The 15,038-nt window shown below is 72.2% G+C and carries 15 protein-coding genes; 2 read left to right on the forward strand and 13 right to left on the reverse strand.

Translation table 11 applies throughout. The annotated features are described in order from the left end of the window. Positions 1-13 precede the first annotated feature (13 nt). From J421_RS14790 to J421_RS14810, 5 genes are all read right to left on the reverse strand, one after another. Positions 14-1,093, reverse strand: coding sequence for a DUF2232 domain-containing protein (locus J421_RS14790; protein WP_148306335.1), 1,080 nt, complete (start codon positions 1,091-1,093; stop codon positions 14-16). Between the two features lie 2 nt (positions 1,094-1,095). Beyond that, positions 1,096-1,317, reverse strand: a complete 222-nt coding sequence (gene rpsR / locus J421_RS14795; RefSeq protein WP_025411959.1) for a 30S ribosomal protein S18 — start codon at positions 1,315-1,317, stop codon at positions 1,096-1,098. Between the two features lies 1 nt (position 1,318). Continuing rightward, on the reverse strand, positions 1,319-1,696 hold the full coding sequence (rpsF, locus tag J421_RS14800; protein ID WP_025411960.1) for a 30S ribosomal protein S6: 378 nt from the start codon (positions 1,694-1,696) through the stop codon (positions 1,319-1,321). Positions 1,697-1,879: 183 nt separating this feature from the next. Continuing rightward, positions 1,880-2,245 carry a hypothetical protein gene (locus tag J421_RS14805; protein WP_025411961.1) on the reverse strand — a complete coding sequence of 122 codons (366 nt, stop codon included), beginning with the start codon at positions 2,243-2,245 and terminating at the stop codon, positions 1,880-1,882. A gap of 120 nt (positions 2,246-2,365) precedes the next feature. Continuing rightward, entirely contained in the window at positions 2,366-2,944 is a 579-nt protein-coding gene (locus J421_RS14810; protein WP_025411962.1) for an MgtC/SapB family protein, read from the reverse strand. 58 nt (positions 2,945-3,002) lie between these two features. Between J421_RS14810 and J421_RS14815 the strand changes: the two genes are divergently transcribed. After that, on the forward strand, positions 3,003-4,142 hold the full coding sequence (locus tag J421_RS14815; RefSeq protein WP_025411963.1) for a glycosyltransferase: 1,140 nt from the start codon (positions 3,003-3,005) through the stop codon (positions 4,140-4,142). Here the strand turns inward: J421_RS14815 and J421_RS14820 are convergent. The 6 genes from J421_RS14820 to J421_RS14840 all read right to left on the reverse strand — a co-directional run bounded on the left by J421_RS14820 (position 4,121) and on the right by J421_RS14840 (position 11,274). Continuing rightward, entirely contained in the window at positions 4,121-5,467 is a 1,347-nt protein-coding gene (locus J421_RS14820; protein WP_158508802.1) for a protoporphyrinogen/coproporphyrinogen oxidase, read from the reverse strand. The genes J421_RS14815 and J421_RS14820 overlap by 22 nt on opposite strands. A 2-nt stretch (positions 5,468-5,469) precedes the next feature. Further along, a complete protein-coding gene (locus J421_RS32805; protein ID WP_025411965.1) occupies positions 5,470-6,114 on the reverse strand; it encodes a sugar transferase in 645 nt (214 codons plus the stop codon). Between the two features lie 6 nt (positions 6,115-6,120). Then, complete coding sequence (locus tag J421_RS14825) at positions 6,121-6,765, reverse strand: PIG-L deacetylase family protein (RefSeq protein WP_025411966.1); 645 nt, start codon at positions 6,763-6,765, stop codon at positions 6,121-6,123. A gap of 11 nt (positions 6,766-6,776) precedes the next feature. Continuing rightward, positions 6,777-7,703 carry an NAD-dependent epimerase/dehydratase family protein gene (locus J421_RS14830; RefSeq protein WP_025411967.1) on the reverse strand — a complete coding sequence of 309 codons (927 nt, stop codon included), beginning with the start codon at positions 7,701-7,703 and terminating at the stop codon, positions 6,777-6,779. Positions 7,704-7,864: 161 nt separating this feature from the next. Then, positions 7,865-9,028: an HD domain-containing phosphohydrolase gene (locus J421_RS14835; RefSeq protein ID WP_025411968.1), complete on the reverse strand. Its 1,164-nt coding sequence runs from the start codon at positions 9,026-9,028 to the stop codon at positions 7,865-7,867. Further along, complete coding sequence (locus J421_RS14840; protein ID WP_025411969.1) at positions 9,025-11,274, reverse strand: CHASE3 domain-containing protein; 2,250 nt, start codon at positions 11,272-11,274, stop codon at positions 9,025-9,027. Before J421_RS14840 ends, J421_RS14835 begins: the two co-directional genes overlap by 4 nt. An 881-nt stretch (positions 11,275-12,155) precedes the next feature. Between J421_RS14840 and J421_RS14845 the strand changes: the two genes are divergently transcribed. Next, complete coding sequence (locus J421_RS14845; protein WP_025411970.1) at positions 12,156-13,121, forward strand: PEP-CTERM sorting domain-containing protein; 966 nt, start codon at positions 12,156-12,158, stop codon at positions 13,119-13,121. 234 nt (positions 13,122-13,355) lie between these two features. On the opposite strand, the gene ychF is transcribed toward J421_RS14845, so the two are convergent. Together ychF and pth are read right to left on the reverse strand one after the other, a co-directional pair. Continuing rightward, a complete protein-coding gene (gene ychF / locus J421_RS14850; RefSeq protein WP_025411971.1) occupies positions 13,356-14,456 on the reverse strand; it encodes a redox-regulated ATPase YchF in 1,101 nt (366 codons plus the stop codon). Next, entirely contained in the window at positions 14,457-15,038 is a 582-nt protein-coding gene (gene pth, locus J421_RS14855; RefSeq protein ID WP_025411972.1) for an aminoacyl-tRNA hydrolase, read from the reverse strand.

The raw sequence follows: 15,038 nt of genomic DNA on the forward strand, positions 1-15,038 counted from the left end.
TACCTCCGAGAAGTTACGAGACCTGACGCGCCCGGCGATTCCGCCAGTCGCCCCACGTGTCGCCGAGGCCGATCGCGAGCGCCACGCCGGACAGCATGCCGGCGAGCAGCTCGAGACCGACGATCGGGAGCAGGAGCGCGACCCCGATCACCGCCGCCAGCGCGACTCGCTCGGAGGCGAGCCAGCGGAGGATGCCGAGTCCGCGCAGCGCGTAGAGCGCGCCGAAGAACAACAACAGGTTGAATCCGACCGCCCGCAGTGGCGCGAGCGACGGCAGGATGACGATCGTGACGCCGGCCACGAGCCCCCACACGAGCTGGTCGTTGAACCGGAACGTCTTCAGCGAGCCGAGCGGAGGACCGAGCCGCACGCGGCTCAGCCGGTGATGCAGCCCCCACGCGAGCGCGAGCGCGGCGAGCGACTCGAGCCCGAGCAGCGCGGGCACCAGCGGCGCCGTGCGCGCCGGCAGCCCACCGAGCCGTTCGGCGGACGTCGTCGCCCGCGCCGCGAGCTCCGGCGCCCGCTCGCTCACCGTGCGCCACACACCGGCCGTCCGCAGGTGCCGCTGCCACGCGTCGAGCGACGCCTGGCTGCGGCGGGCGAGCTCGGTGCCCATCACGCCGGCGAGCCGCCCCGGATCGTGCCCCGTGAGCACGAGCCAGAGCAGCGCGACCGCGCACGCGACGCCGAGTGCGCTGAGCGCGCGCACGAAGAACGAGAGCCGCGGCCGGACGAAGGACACGAGACCGAACGCCGCCGCGAGCGCCAGCGCCCAGCCGCGCGCCACCGCCGCGTATCCCGGCGACTCGGCCGGCAGCGGCTGACCGAGCACCCACGCGGCGAGTGCGAGCCACGCGAGCGCCGGCGCGAGCCGCCCGCCGGCCCACCAGGCGACCGCCGCGCAGGCGGCGAGCGTCGGGACGACGAGCAGCAGCAGCTGCTCGACCGGGACCAGTCCGCGCACGAGCGCCGCGGCGAGCCCGGCGGCCGGAGGCCAGAACGGGGCCGCCGCGACGGCAAGGCACGTCGCGAGGGCGAGGACCATCGGTCCCCACCCTCGCTCGCGTCCGACCGGCGTGGCGGCCGCCGCCATGCTCAGCTCTGGTTCCCCTTGGTGTAGGGGAGCAGGGCCAGGTAGCGCGCCTTCTTGATCGCCTTCGCGACCTGACGCTGGTGACGCGCGGAGGCGCCGCTCAGGCGGCTCGGCAGGATCTTCCCCGTCTCCGTGATGAAGCGGGAGAGGAGGCGGTCGTCCTTGTAGTCGACGAACCGGATCCGCGCTTCGGCGAACGGATCGGCCTTCTTCTGTCGGCGCATGTTATTCCTCGTCCTCGTCGTCCTCGTCCTTGGCCCGCCGGGCGGCGAGCTCCTCTTCGCTCATCGGCGGGGCGCCGAGCTCGCGCTCGTGCAGCGAGATGAGATAGCGGAGCACCCCTTCGTCCAGCTTCAGCGCGCGCTCGAACTCGGGGAGCACCGTGGTGTCCGCGAGGCTGAACGTGGCGATGGCGTAGTAACCACTCTCACGCCGCTTGATGGGGTAGGCCAGCTGACGCCGCCCCCAGTGCTCGACGGTCGGTTCCGCGGCGGCCTTCAAGAGCCCGTGATGCCGGGCGAGCTTCTCGGCGATGGCGTTGTCTTCGAGCGCAGAGTCGAAGATGTACACCGCCTCGTACGTGCGATTCGCTTTCGCGGGCACGAGTGGCAATCCTCCCTGTGGTCGTGGCCGCCCCCCGCCGGTTGCCGAGGCGGGAGGAGGGTCGGGGGCCGGCGCGACTGCCGCGCCGGCCGATGTGAACAGCCCCGAAGTATAGTCGTAACGCCCACTTAGGGCAACTCGGGGCCTCCCCGACCGGAGGAGGCGCCGACGGTCACGCGACCGTCAGGAGACCGTGAGCGGGATGCGCGACTTCGGCGTCTGCAGCCCGTGGTCGAGCAGCACTTCGCTCGTCAGCAGCCGCACGTGGTCGGCGAGCACCGACGTGGGATTGCGCGGCGCGTTCGGGTCCACCACGTGGTACCCGCCGGACACTCGAGCGGCGAGCACGGCGGCCACCGCGTCCTCCATCGCGTCGAGCACCTGCTCGACCGTGGCCCCCTGCTCGCGCAGCGTCGCGACCACCGCCGCGACGAGGTCGCGCAGCGACGCGGTCGTCGGATCGGGCAGCGACAGCGCCGCGCGAACGGCGAGCGCGAACTCCCGGTCGAGCTGTCGAGGAATGAACGGCTCTACGACGTGATCGGACATGGCGAACGGTGCGTGAAGTGGCGGGCCGCATCGCACGTCTCGCGCGGTTCGTGCCACCGCGTAAGGATGGTGACGACCGTGCGCGGCCGCGTCAATCCTCGCGGCGGCTCGGGCCCCCGCTCACGCGTCCTCCTCGGGGTCGATCGTCCGATGCTCGCCGGTGCGCCGCCGCTCCATGCGCCGCCGCTCGGCCGAGGCGTCGGTGCCGCCGACGCCGCCGGAGCCGCCGGCGCGCTGCTGCCGGAGCACCATGTGGCGGATAGCGCCTTCGGTCGGACCACCGAACACGAGCACCAGCAGCGTGAGCGCCAGGGCCGCGGCGGCGAGCGACCACTGCCCGGCGCCGCACACGATGCCGAGGCACGCCACCACCCAGATCGACGCCGCGGTCATGAGGTTGCGAACACTGCTCCGATCGCTCGTCTTCAGGATCACGCCGCCGCCGAGGAAGCCGACGCCGGCGACGATCCCCTGGATCGAGCGGCTCACCGCGTTCGGATCGACGCCGCCCCCGCCGTTCGCGAGCAGCGTCGTCGACAGGATCACGAGCGCCGCGCCGAGCGAGACGAGGGCGTGCGTGCGCATGCCGGCCGGCTTGCCGCGCAGCTCGCGGTTCAGTCCCACGGCGGCGCCGATCAGCGTCGCCGCGCTCAGTCGGAGGAGCGCGTCCTCGGCGCCTGCTACGAAGTCGGTCGGCACGGGAATGGGGTCGGTGGCGGAACGAGCGTGATGGGCGACGAAGAATACTTTGCCTCGCATGAGAGTCGCGATCGTCCACGACTGGCTCGGCCCGATGACGGGGGCGGAGCGCGTGCTGCAGGAGATGCTGCGCTGCTACCCGGGCGCCGACGTCTTCACCGCCGTCGATTTCCTGCCTGCGGAGCATCGCGCCGCGGTGCTCGGCGATGCGCGCGTGATCCCGTCGTTCATCCAACGACTGCCGGGCGCGCGCACCCGGTACTGGAGCTACGTGCCGCTCATGCCGTTGGCGATGGAGCAGTTCGACCTCACGGGGTACGACCTCGTGCTGTCGAACAGCCACACGGTGGCGAAGGGCGTCGTCGTGCAGCCGGAGCAGGTGCACGTGTGCTACCTCATGTCGCCGCCGCGCTTCGCGTGGGATCTGCAGCCGCTCTACCTGCGCGCGCACGGCATGCGCGGGCTGAAGGCGGTGCTCGCGCGCGTGATGCTCGCCCGGATGCGCGTGTGGGACGCGATCGCGGCGGCGCGCGTCGACGCATTCGTGGCGTGCTCGCGCTTCGTCGCGCGCCGGTGCGAGGTGTGCTACCGACGCGACGCCGCGGTGCTCCATCCGCCGGTCGACGTCGACTTCTACACGCCCGACCCTCGCGTGCCGCGCGAGGATTTCCATCTCGCCGCGTCGCGCCTCACGCCGTTCAAGCGACTCGATCTCGCGGTGGAAGCGTTCAACGGCATGCCCGATCGTCGGCTCGTCGTGATCGGCGACGGGCCGGAGCGCCGGCGCATCGAGCGGCTCGCCGGGCCTAACGTCACGCTGCTCGGACGCGTGTCCGACGCGGTGCTGCGCGACCACATGCGCCGCGCCCGCTCGTTCGTCTTCACCGCGCCGGAGGACTTCGGCATCGTGATGGCCGAGGCGCAGGCGTGCGGCACGCCCGTCGTCGCGCTCGGCCGCGGCGGCGCGCGCGAGATCGTGCGCGACCTGCACGAGGAGCGGCCGACGGGCGTGCTGTTCGCCGAGCAGACCGCCGAGTCGCTGCGCGACGCGATCCGGCGGCTCGAGGCGAGCGCGGCGCGCATCTCGCCCGCCGCATGCCGCCAGAACGCCGAGCGATTCGCGCCCGAGCGCTTTCGCGACGCGCTGGTGCGGCACGTCGACGCGGCGCTCGCGCGCTACGGCACCGTCGGCGACTGAGCGACTCCCAGCTCGCCGAGGATCGCGTCGGCCGCCGCGATGCCGTCGGCGAGGCTCTCCGCCGTGCTGTTGAACGCGAAGCCGCCGTGGCGCCCGATCGTGAGGAGCCCGCGCACGGACGCGAGCGACGCGGTGATCGCGCGCAGCGTGTCGCCGTACCCGACCTCGGGCACCGGCAGCGCGCCGCGCAGACGCGTCACACGTCCGTCGAGCACGCGCGCGCCGGGGAGCAGGGCACTCGCCGCGAGCTCGGCGCTCGCGCGCTCGAGCACGCGCTCGTCGTCACCGCGCCACGCAGGGCTCTCGTCGCCGCACCAGTATTCCAGCGTGACGATCCCGTCCTCGTACGTCGGTCCCGGGACGCCCCACGCGCGCGTGTCGGTCACGCGTCCGACGGCGAGACGCGGGTCGAACACGTAGACCCACGCGTACGGCAGCAGCGGCGCGCCGACCACGCGTAGGTGCACCACGAGCGCGTGCCGGCTCGAGAGACGGTCCGTCGCAGCGAGCGTCTCCGGTGGCAGTCCGCTCGTCAGGCGCACGAGCCGGCTCAGCGGCATGCTCGACACGACGTGCGTGAACGGGCGCCGCTCGCCGCGTACCGTGACGCCGCACACGCGTTCGTCACGCACCTCGACGCCGTCGACCGGCGTGTCGAGGTGCACCGTGGCGCGCGCGCGGATCCGATCCGTTAGGCGCTCCCAGACGGCGCCCGTGCCGCCGACGGGCACCGCGAACGTGTCGGCGCGCTCGCGCTCGCACGGTCCGCGCGCCGCGCCGCGCTCGTCCGACGGCGCGTCGCCGAGCAGCGCACGCGCGAAGCTCGCGTCCACGCGCTCGCCCGGCCGCCCCCACAGCTTCTCGACGTACGGCGCGAGCACGGCGTCGTAGAGCGCGCGACCGTAGCGCGCCGCCACCCAGCCCGCGCTGTCGTTAGGCTGCGCGCCACGACGCGGGACCACGCGCGCCGCCGCGGCGCCGGCGACGCACGCGGCGAGCGTGGTCGCTGGAAGCGCGCGCATCAGCGACGTCGGACGAGGTGGATAGGGCACGAGCGTACCGTGCATGGCGATGGCGCGACGCAGCGGCACGCAGTGGTACGCGTTGCCGAGCAGCTCCGTCCACAGCGCGACCGCGGCCGGTGGCCCGCCGGCGATCACGTGCGGCCCGAGGTCGACCGCCCGTCCCCACCGCTCGACCGAGCCCGCGAGCCCGCCCACGCGCGACGACGCCTCGAACAGCTCCACGTGCACACCGGCGCGCCCGAGTCGATCGGCCGCCGCGAGCCCGGCGGGCCCGGCGCCGATCACGGCGACACGCGGCACGTTCAGTACGCGCCGCGGCGCGTGAGCACCGCGCGCGGCGTGCGCACGAGGATCCGCAGGTCGCCGAGCAGCGACCGGCTGCGCACGTACTCCGCGTCGATCGCCCACAGCGTGACGAGGTCCGTCTCGCTGCGGCCGGACACCTGCCAGAGGCCCGTCAGGCCAGGCCGCACGGCCGCGCGCGCGGCGCGCTCCGCCGCCGGGAATCGATCGAGCACGGGCAGCTCCAGCGGGCGTGGGCCGACGAGGCTCATGTCCCCACGCAGCACGTTCCACAGCTGCGGCAACTCGTCGAGGCTCGTGCGCCGCAGCCAGCTTCCGACGCCGGGAACGAGTCGTGGATCGTCGCGCAGTCGCCGATAGCGCGCCCACTCGTCACGCGCCGCCGCATCGTCCGCCAGCACGCGCGCGAGCACCGCGTCCGCGTCGACGCGCATCGTGCGCAGCTTGTAGAGCGTGAACGGCCGGCCGCCGAGCCCCTCGCGGCGTTGGCGGAACAGCGCGGGGCCCGGACTGCGCAGCCGTACGAGCAGCGCGCAGAGCGCGATGAGCGGTACGCCCGCGACGAGCAGCGCGGCGGCGCCCACGACGTCGACCGCGCGCTTGGCCGCGTCGCGCGCACCTCGGCGACGAGCGAGTCCCGTCACGTCGCGTCAGACGAAGCGTCGCGCCACCGCGAACGCCTCGGCGAACTCGGCGCCCACTTCGGCCCCGCGCACGCGCAGCCGGCGCTCCACATCCGCTGCCGTGCGGCCCGGCGCGTGCTCGGTGGAGTACAGCGCCATCGCCTCGCACTTGCGGCGCACGTGATCCGTGCCGAGCAGCACGAACTCGTTAGGCAGGAAGGCATGCGCGCCGGCGACGCCGAACGTCTGATCGGTGGAGGAGGGGATCTCGAACAGCGAGACGTTCACGCGGCGGCGGAACGGCCGCGTCGCGATCTCCACGGCACGCGCCACGCCGCGGTGAACCTGGTTGACGTCGCCCGGCCAGTGCGTGAGCACCAGATCCGCGCGCGCCACCCACGGCGCCACGCGGTCGTGCAGCTCGTGCGGGTGCGTCTCGGCCAGCGTCTCGTCGAGCGGCGCGTCGTGCACCGCGGCGCGCGCGCCGAGCAGCGCGCAGGCGCGCTCGAAGCACTCCACCAGCGCGCTCCAGTTGGCGACGCCGCGCGGGTCGCAGCGCCGCAGGGCGAGCAGCGCGGTCACCTCGTTTCCCTCGTCGGCGAGGCGCGCGAGCGTGCCGCCGCAGCCGAGCGTCTCGTCGTCCGGGTGCGCGACGACCGCGAGCACGCGCACCGCCGTCGCCCTCAGGCCGCGCTGGAGGCGCCCAACGCGAGATCGAGCTCGCGCGCGTCGCGCGACGCGTACCACGCGAGCGTCTCGGCGAGCGACGAGTCCCAATCGGCGAAGCGCAGCGTGCCGAGCGCGGCGCGCAGCGGGGCGATGTCGGCGACGAGCGTCGTGCGCGGCGTCTCGCCCCGGCGCATCGGCAGGTGGCGCACGCCCGCGCGATTGCCGAAGTACGCGTTCACCGCCGCGGCAACCTCGTTCACGGTGAGCGGGACGCCGCGACCGCAGTCGAGCGGCGGGCCGCGATAGCCGGACCGCAGCAGGTCCACGCTGAGCCGCGCGAGGTCGGCGCTGTGAATCATGTCCACCGTCTGCTCGCCGTCGCCGAACACGCCGAGCGGCAGCCCGCGCAGCGCCTGCGCGGCGAACGTGGGGACGATCTTGCGTACGGGGCCGAGCGCCTGTCGTGGGCCATAGGCGTTGAAGTAGCGCAGCGAGCAGATGCGCATCCCGCGCTGCGCGGCGTACAGCTCCGCGAACTGCTCGGCGGCGACCTTCGTGATCGTGTACGTGTTCAGCCAGACGTTAGGCTTCGACGGGTAGAACACGCTCGGCACACGAGCCGCAGCGGCGGCCTCGAACACGTGCACGGCGCCGGTGACGTTCGTGGCGATCGCCGCTGGGACGTCGTCGTCGAGCTCCGAGGTGCCGAGCCGACCCGCGAGGTGGTACACCTCGTCCGCGCCGTGGAACGCGTCGCGCAGCGTCGCCGGGTGGAGGATGTCGCCGTCGAGCGCGCGCACGCGTCCAGGGCCGAACCGCTCGTCGCAGCGTATGCGCGCCGCGTGCGGGTCGACGACGGAGACGGCATCGCCGCGCGCGAGCAGCTCGTCGACGACGGCGCCGCCGAGGAATCCCAGACCTCCGACCACGACTGCGTGCATGCCACCTGCCTCTCGACTGAACCGCCGCTGCGACGCTCGGATCCACGTATACCAACCCGACCGGGCCTCGCGTCACATCGTCATTGCCCGGACGCCGAGCCCGAACGTGTGACGATCAACCTAACACGACGCCGCGCGGCGGCCGCCGCGGGACGACCGCGTTACGTCCAGCGCTCGAGCATCACGACGTGCTGCGAGTGCGCCCAGCCGCGCCAGTCGTAGCGCACGCGCTCCAGCAGCGCGTCGGTCACTTCCTGGCCGCGCGCGACGAGCAGCACGCCGCTCGACCCCACGACGTCGTTGGCGAAGACCATCCCGGGGCGGACGTCGGCGAGTCGCATCTCGCGCACGATGGGCCGTGGGTCCGCCGGCAGCCAGACCTGGCGGCCCGCCGCGAGCACCGCAGGGTCGTACCCTCCGGGACGAGCCTCCAGCGCCGCGAGCGCCGCGTCGGCTGCCATGCCCTGCGTCTCGAGCAGGTCGTAGTCGAGGACGACCTTGAGCACGCGCGCGCCGAGCGGGATCGCCGCGCCAGCGACCCCGGGCTCCGGCGATGCGGCGCCGTCGAAGTGCGTGTTCTGAAAGCGGAGGATCTCGCGCACGGGCTCGAGCCGCGGGATGCCCGCGACGAGCGTCGCCGCGATGCCCGGCAACCGATCCACTTGCTCCTGCTCGCGCGGGGTGAGCGCCTGGCCGCGTGCCAGCTTCTGCATCGTGTCGTCGGGCAACGTGACGCAGCCGACCTGCGAGAGGAGCGCGGCGATCTCGAGCGACCAGCGGTCCGCGACGTCGAGACGCTCCGCGATCGCCGTGACGTGGGACTTGATGCGGCTCGTGCGACCCAGCGCCGCGGGCTGCGCGAGCGCCATGAGCGAGAGCAGCGCCTTCAGGCTGCCCTGCAGCGTCTGCTCCAGGAGCTCGCGCTCGCCGCGCAGCAGGCGGTGGTGCTCGGTCGCCGCGGTCACCACCGTCGTCAGCACGTCGGGCGACGGAGGCTTTGCGAGGTAGCGGAAGATCTGCCCCTGGTTCACCGCGGCGACGGCGGCGGCGAGGTCGGTCCGCCCCGTCAGCAGCACGCGCGCGGTATCCGGGGCGACGCGCCGGACCTCGCGAAGAAAGGCCGCGCCGTCCATGCCGGGCATCTGAAAGTCGGAGATGACGACGGCGAACGACGGCCCCCGCCGAATGAGCGCGAGCCCCTCGTCGGCCGAGTGCGTCGGTGTGACGTCGAAGCCGCGCCGCAGCACACGGGCCACGGCGGCCGTGACGGACGGCTCGTCGTCGACCACGAGGACGCGCGGCCGTTCCTCCGATGGCGCGGTCACGGTTCGACCTGCGGTGGTGCACCCGACAGCGCGTCACCGACCTTGCGCGCGAGCCCCTCCGGCGTGAACGGCTTCTGCACGAACGCCACCCCCGGCTCGACGAGCTTCTGTCGGAGCACCGCGTCGTCCGTGTAACCGGACATGAAGATCACGGGCACGTCGGGCCGCGCCTCGCGAAGCGCGGCGACGAACTCCGGGCCGCTCATCGCGGGCATCACCACGTCGGTGATCACGAGATCGACGCGCACCGCGCCGGTGCCGTTGGTCCCGGCGACGCGCAGCGCTTCGGCGCCGTCGCGTGCCTCGAGCACCTGGTAGCCGGCCTGCTCGAGAATGCGGCGCGCGGCGCGGCGTACCGTTTCGTCGTCCTCCACGAGGAGAATCGTTCCGGACCCACGCGCCACGGCGGGGTAGGGGCCACTGCGCGGTCGCGTGAGCGGCGCGGAGACCCGCGGCAGATACACCTTGAACGTCGTGCCCACACCCGGCTCGCTATACACCCAGACGTGACCACCGGACTGCTTCACGATTCCGTACACGGTCGCGAGCCCGAGCCCGGTGCCATGGCCTAACGGCTTCGTCGTGAAGAACGGCTCGAAGATCCGCGCCTGCGTGGCCGCGTCCATTCCCACGCCGGTGTCGCTCACGGCGAGCATGACGTAGTGGCCGGGCGTCACGCCGGCGTGCGTCAGCGCGTACTCGCCGTCGAGATCCACGTCCGCCGTCTCGACCGTGAGCGTGCCGCCGGTCGGCATCGCGTCGCGAGCGTTGACGGCGAGGTTGACGATCACCTGCTCGAGCTGTCCGGCGTCGGCGTACACGCGCCCGAGCCGCGCCGCGAGCACGGTCACCAGCCGCACGTCCTCGCGCAGCACGCGGTGCAGCATCCTCTGCAGGTCGCGCACGACGACGTTCACGTCGAGCACCTGCGGCTCGAGCAGCTGCTGGCGACTGAACGCGAGCAGTTGCCGCGTGAGTGCGCTGGCGCGCTCCGCTGCGCGGCGGATCTCCTGCACGTCCGCGCGCACCGGGTCACTGGCGGGGAGCTCCGTGAGGAGCATGCCGCTGTAGCTGATGATGACGGTGAGCAGGTTGTTGAAGTCGTGGGCCACGCCTCCGGCAAGCTGGCCGACCGCCTCCATCTTCTGCGCCTGGCGAAACTGGGCCTCGAGCCGCTTCCGGCCGCTCGCGTCGCGGAGGACCACCTGCACGGCGGGCGCGCCGTCGTGCATGAGCGGGATGCCCACGGTCTCCACCTCCACGGTCGTGCCGTCCGGGCGGAGCATCCGTAGCTCCGCGAGCGGCGTCGCCGCCCCGGTGTCGAGATTCTGACGGACGCGATCGCGCACCTGTCCACGATCGTCGGGGTGCACTAGGCCGTAGACGTCGCGCCGCAGGAGATCGTCCGCCTGCTCGAACCCGAGGATGTGGGCGGCCGCGGCGTTCGCGAAGACGATCTGCCCGTCGCGGTGCACCAGCATCCCATACGGCGCCGAGTCGACGAGCCGCCGATAGCGGTCCTGCGACTCCGTGAGCGAGGCGTTGGCGGCGGTGAGCTCGGTTGTCTGCAACTCCATCTCGACAGCCTGCTGCTCGAGCGTGTGGTTCGCTTCGCGCAGCTCCTCGGTCTGCACCTCGAGCTCCACGGCCTGCTCCTCGAGCTGCTGCTGCTTCGCGACCAGCCCCGCGGTCTGCGCCGCCACGCGGTTGCGCAGCCACACGAGCACGAGGACGAGCGCCATGAGCTCGAGCAGGATCGCGGCGCCGCTCGCCAGACGGAGCACGCTGTTCCGGCGCACCTGGGTCGCGTAGACCGCATCCTCCGCTCGCACGAACGCGTCGAACGCCGCGCGCACCTCGTCGAAGAGCGGCTTCCCGGCGAGCCGTGCACGGACGTCGGCTTGCGACGGCGTCGACGGCGTCGACGGCGGCGAGGACGCGGCCCCGCGCGCGAGCGCGGGCTCGGCGAACTCGCGATCCCATCGCGCGATGGCCCCGCGGATGGCGGCGAGCCGCCGCTGCTGGCCGGCATCGTCGCGCGTCATCTCGCCGAGCGAGTCAAGGAGCTCCGGCAGGGCGCGGCGCGCGGCCAGCTCCGGGGCGAGCGTGAGCGCGTTGCCCGTGAGCAGGAATCCGCGGACCGCAGTCTCGCGGTCGACAGCGAGCCGCTCGGCCTGGCGCGCGCCGCGTGCCACCTCGCGGCTGTGCCGCACCCAACTCTCGCTGCGACGCTGCGCGCCCTGCATGGCGGCGACTGTGGCACCAGCCAGCACGATCGCGGCAATGCCGGCCCCGAACGCTCGATGGACCGCTGGCGTCGCGGCGACGGCTTCCGCCGCGTGAGGCCTCACTGCACCCATCCGCCTACGCGGCGGCGCGTCTGTCCCGGCATCGTCCCCCGTCTCGCAATGGCCCGCGTGACGGCGGCCGCGACGTCGCGGCAGACACGGCACGGTTGGCTCGGCCGTTCAACCTAACACGATGTCGCAGTCGATCTGAGGGACTGGTGACAGTAGTGCGTGGACTGTCACAGTTACTGCTACAGCGGCGCTGGCACCGGACAGTGGACTGTGGGGCCGGGTCGGCGCGGGATCGCTCAGACGTTCAACTTGAACGTGTGCATGGCCACTTGACTCGTCACCGGATCGCTACCTCACTCAGCGGTGTGACCGGAGCGTGCCCGCGCGGGCGGCCTTCGGGCCCGCTTCGAGCGGCCACCGTTAGGCGCGCGGGCGGGGCCCGTTAGGCGGTGGCAGCGCGCAGACCGTCGCCGGGTGGCTGTGCCGGTACGCGGTCCGCATCACCGGCGATGACCGCGGAGGATGGCGCGGCGCGCGTAGCGGCAGCGCGGGGCCCGTACGAGGGCCGACCTCACAGATCTGGGTGGCTCGTCGCGTCTTGCCGACGCCCAACGGCAGCACGCCGAGACCTCCTCCTCCAGTTGCCTGAGCATCGCGGCCGCGTCAGACCGGGGCACACGCGACAATGCTGCCACGACGGGAATGGCCTTTGCCGAGCTCTCACGCGTCCCTGGTCCGATCTCGATCCAGCTACCCGATACTTCCGAGCAACCATGCGCCTCCGCATACCTGGTTGGGCGCGACCGTCCCGCGGCGGTGCCGCGCACGTGACGGCGGAGGCGCACAGGACAGCCGCCCTGCTCTCCGCGCTCGCCCTTGGTCCCACCGCGTTAGCCACAGCGGCGTACCCCGCCGGCGCGCAGACGAGTCCCCTGTACCTCACGGCGTACGATGCGCGGCTCAACTACCCGAACCCGGGGCCGTTCTACGCACCGATCTACGTGGTGCAGGGAGGCGCGGTCACGCGCGTGATGCCGACGACGCCCGGGACCATTGCGTACGACCTGGTCGTCGACGAGACGATCCACACGATGGGATATGAGCCGGGTCGCCTGGGCCAGGAGTACACGCTCACCGGGACGGCGATCGGGACGCCCTACGACCGGGCACCGATCACGCCGCAGCCTCCGGGCTGGCCACCGCCGTGCTGCTTCTATGACGGTGCCAATGACGGGAGGTACAGCTACACGGTCCCGTGGCGCCCCGCCTACGAGCTCAACATGGTCTACCGTGGGAATCTCGACTGGACGGGGCTGACGCCGCTCTTCCCGCTCGCGGTGATGTCGATGGGGATCGCCTACGACCCGACGAACAATGGGTTGTGGGTCGCCAGCTTCGCCTGGCCCCGTCCGGCGGTCTACCTCTACTCCCTGACGGGAACAATCCTTTCGTCGTTCAGCATCGCGGGCATTCCGAACGCGACGGGGGTGACAGGACTCGCGTTCGATCCGGCGGACAATACGCTCTGGCTGACCATGGGCGGCGCGGACCCGGGCATGCTCTACCAGTTCTCGCGCGACGGCACCCTGCTCGACGCCGTACGCGTGCTGGGCGGCCCGGGTCAGCCGCCACCAGTGGAGCTCATGGGCGCGGAGTTCCAGTACCCCGGGTCGCTCGCCACGGCGGTGCCGGAGCCGTCGATCGAGTGGCTCACCGCGACCGGGCTCGTCGTGGTCGGGCTAACGACAAGACGGCGGCGCCGCCTCGCACCGCGACACCGCCCAGGAGCGTGATCCTCTGCAGGAGCGCTGCCCACGCCGAAAATGATCGACGGCTCCGGGCCATTGCGGTCGACGCGAGGCGCCATGGCTGCGGGTCAGGACCTTCGAAGAGCGCAGTGTCTCCTCGTAGGTGAGACCAAAGTGGGTCCGCGGGAACGCGAAAACCCGGCGGAATCGCTCCGCCGGGTGTGAACTCGACGCCGTATGTCGTTGAAGAACGACGCCCGGTGTCAACGCCGAGCAGCGCTAGACATTGAACTTGAACAGCATCACGTCCCCGTCCTGCACCACGTACTCCTTCCCCTCGCTCCGCACCACGCCCTTCTCGCGCGCCCCCTTCCACCCGCCGTTCGTCACGAACTCGTCGTAGCTCACCGTGTCCGCCTTGATGAACCCGCGCTCGAAGTCCGTGTGGATCACGCCCGCCGCCTTCGGCGCGGTGTCGCCGCCGTGGATCGTCCACGCGCGCACCTCCTGCTCGCCGGCCGTGAAGTACGTCTGCAGGCCGAGCAGGTGATAGCCGGCGCGGATCAGCCGGTCGAGGCCCGCGCTCTCCAGGCCTAACGACGCGAGGAAGTCGCCGCGATCCTCCGGCGGAAGCTCGGCGAGCTCCGCCTCGATCTTCGCGGAGAAGGGAACGATCTCCGCCGGCTCGCCGCTCGACTCCACCGCCGCGCGCAGCGCGCGCAGGTGCTCGCCCTCCGTGCCGGTGAGCTCCGCGTCGGTCACGTTCGCGGCGTAGAGGATCGGCTTCGACGTGAGGAGCGAGAGCGGCTGCAGCACCGCGAGCTGCTCGGCCGAGAGCTTGGCCTCCCACAGACCGCGCCCCTCCTTCAGGAACTCGTGCGCCCGTTCCAGCACCGCGAGCTCCGCCTTCGCCTCGGCGTCGCCGGTCTTCGCGGCGCGGCGGGTGCGGTCGAGCCGCTTCTCCACCGTCGCGAGGTCGGCGAGCGCGAGCTCGAACTCGATCACCTCGCGATCGCGCACCGGGTCCACCGAACCCATGACGTGCAGCACGTCGTCGTCCTCGAAGCAGCGCACGACGTGCACGATCGCGTCGGTCTCGCGGATGTTCGCGAGGAACTGATTGCCCAGTCCCTCGCCCTGCGACGCGCCCTTCACGAGCCCCGCGATGTCGACGAACTCCACCGCCGCGGGCACGGTGCGCTGCGGCTTCACGATGTCGGCCAGCCGGTCGAGGCGCGCGTCGGGAACGTTGACGCGGCCGACGTTGGGGTCCTTCGTCGCGAACGGATAGTTCGCGGCGAGCACGCCGGCCGAGGTCAGCGCGTTGAAGAGCGTCGACTTGCCGACGTTAGGCAGGCCCACGATGCCGATGCGAAGCATTTATTGGTCGGTGCGATTGTGCTTGTTCATCGCCGCGACGACACCGTCGCGGGCCCACGTCTCGCACGCGTCGGTGAGACGCGGCAGCAGGTCGTGCACGATGCGGCGGTCGAGCGGGTCCATCGGCGACAGCACGTAGTCGACGAGCCGGCCGATGGGCGGCGCGTCGGGCGGGGGGCCGGTGCCGATGCGCAGGCGTGGGTAGTCCTGCGACGCCAGCGTCGTCTCGATGCTCTTCAGGCCGTTGCTCCCGCCGGCGCTCCCCTGCGGGCGGATGCGGTACCGGCCGATCGGGAGGGCGACGTCGTCGCACACCACGAACAGGTCGACCTTCGCCGACCAGAACGGGCGGCGCAGGTACGGGCGCAGCACGCTGCCGCTGAGGTTGTAGTACGTCTGCGGCTTCACGAGCCGCACCTTGTGCGGCCCGACCAGTCCGGTCGACACGAGCGCCTCGCCGTCCTTTCGCCAGCCGTCGAAACGCCAAACGTCGGCCAGGTGGTCCAGGACCCACCAGCCGACGTTGTGGCGCGTGGCCTCGTACTCCTTGCCGGGATTGCCGAGGCCGAGAATGACTTTCAA

Origin of the sequence: Gemmatirosa kalamazoonensis (assembly GCF_000522985.1) — a bacterium.
Lineage (GTDB): Bacteria > Gemmatimonadota > Gemmatimonadetes > Gemmatimonadales > Gemmatimonadaceae > Gemmatirosa > Gemmatirosa kalamazoonensis.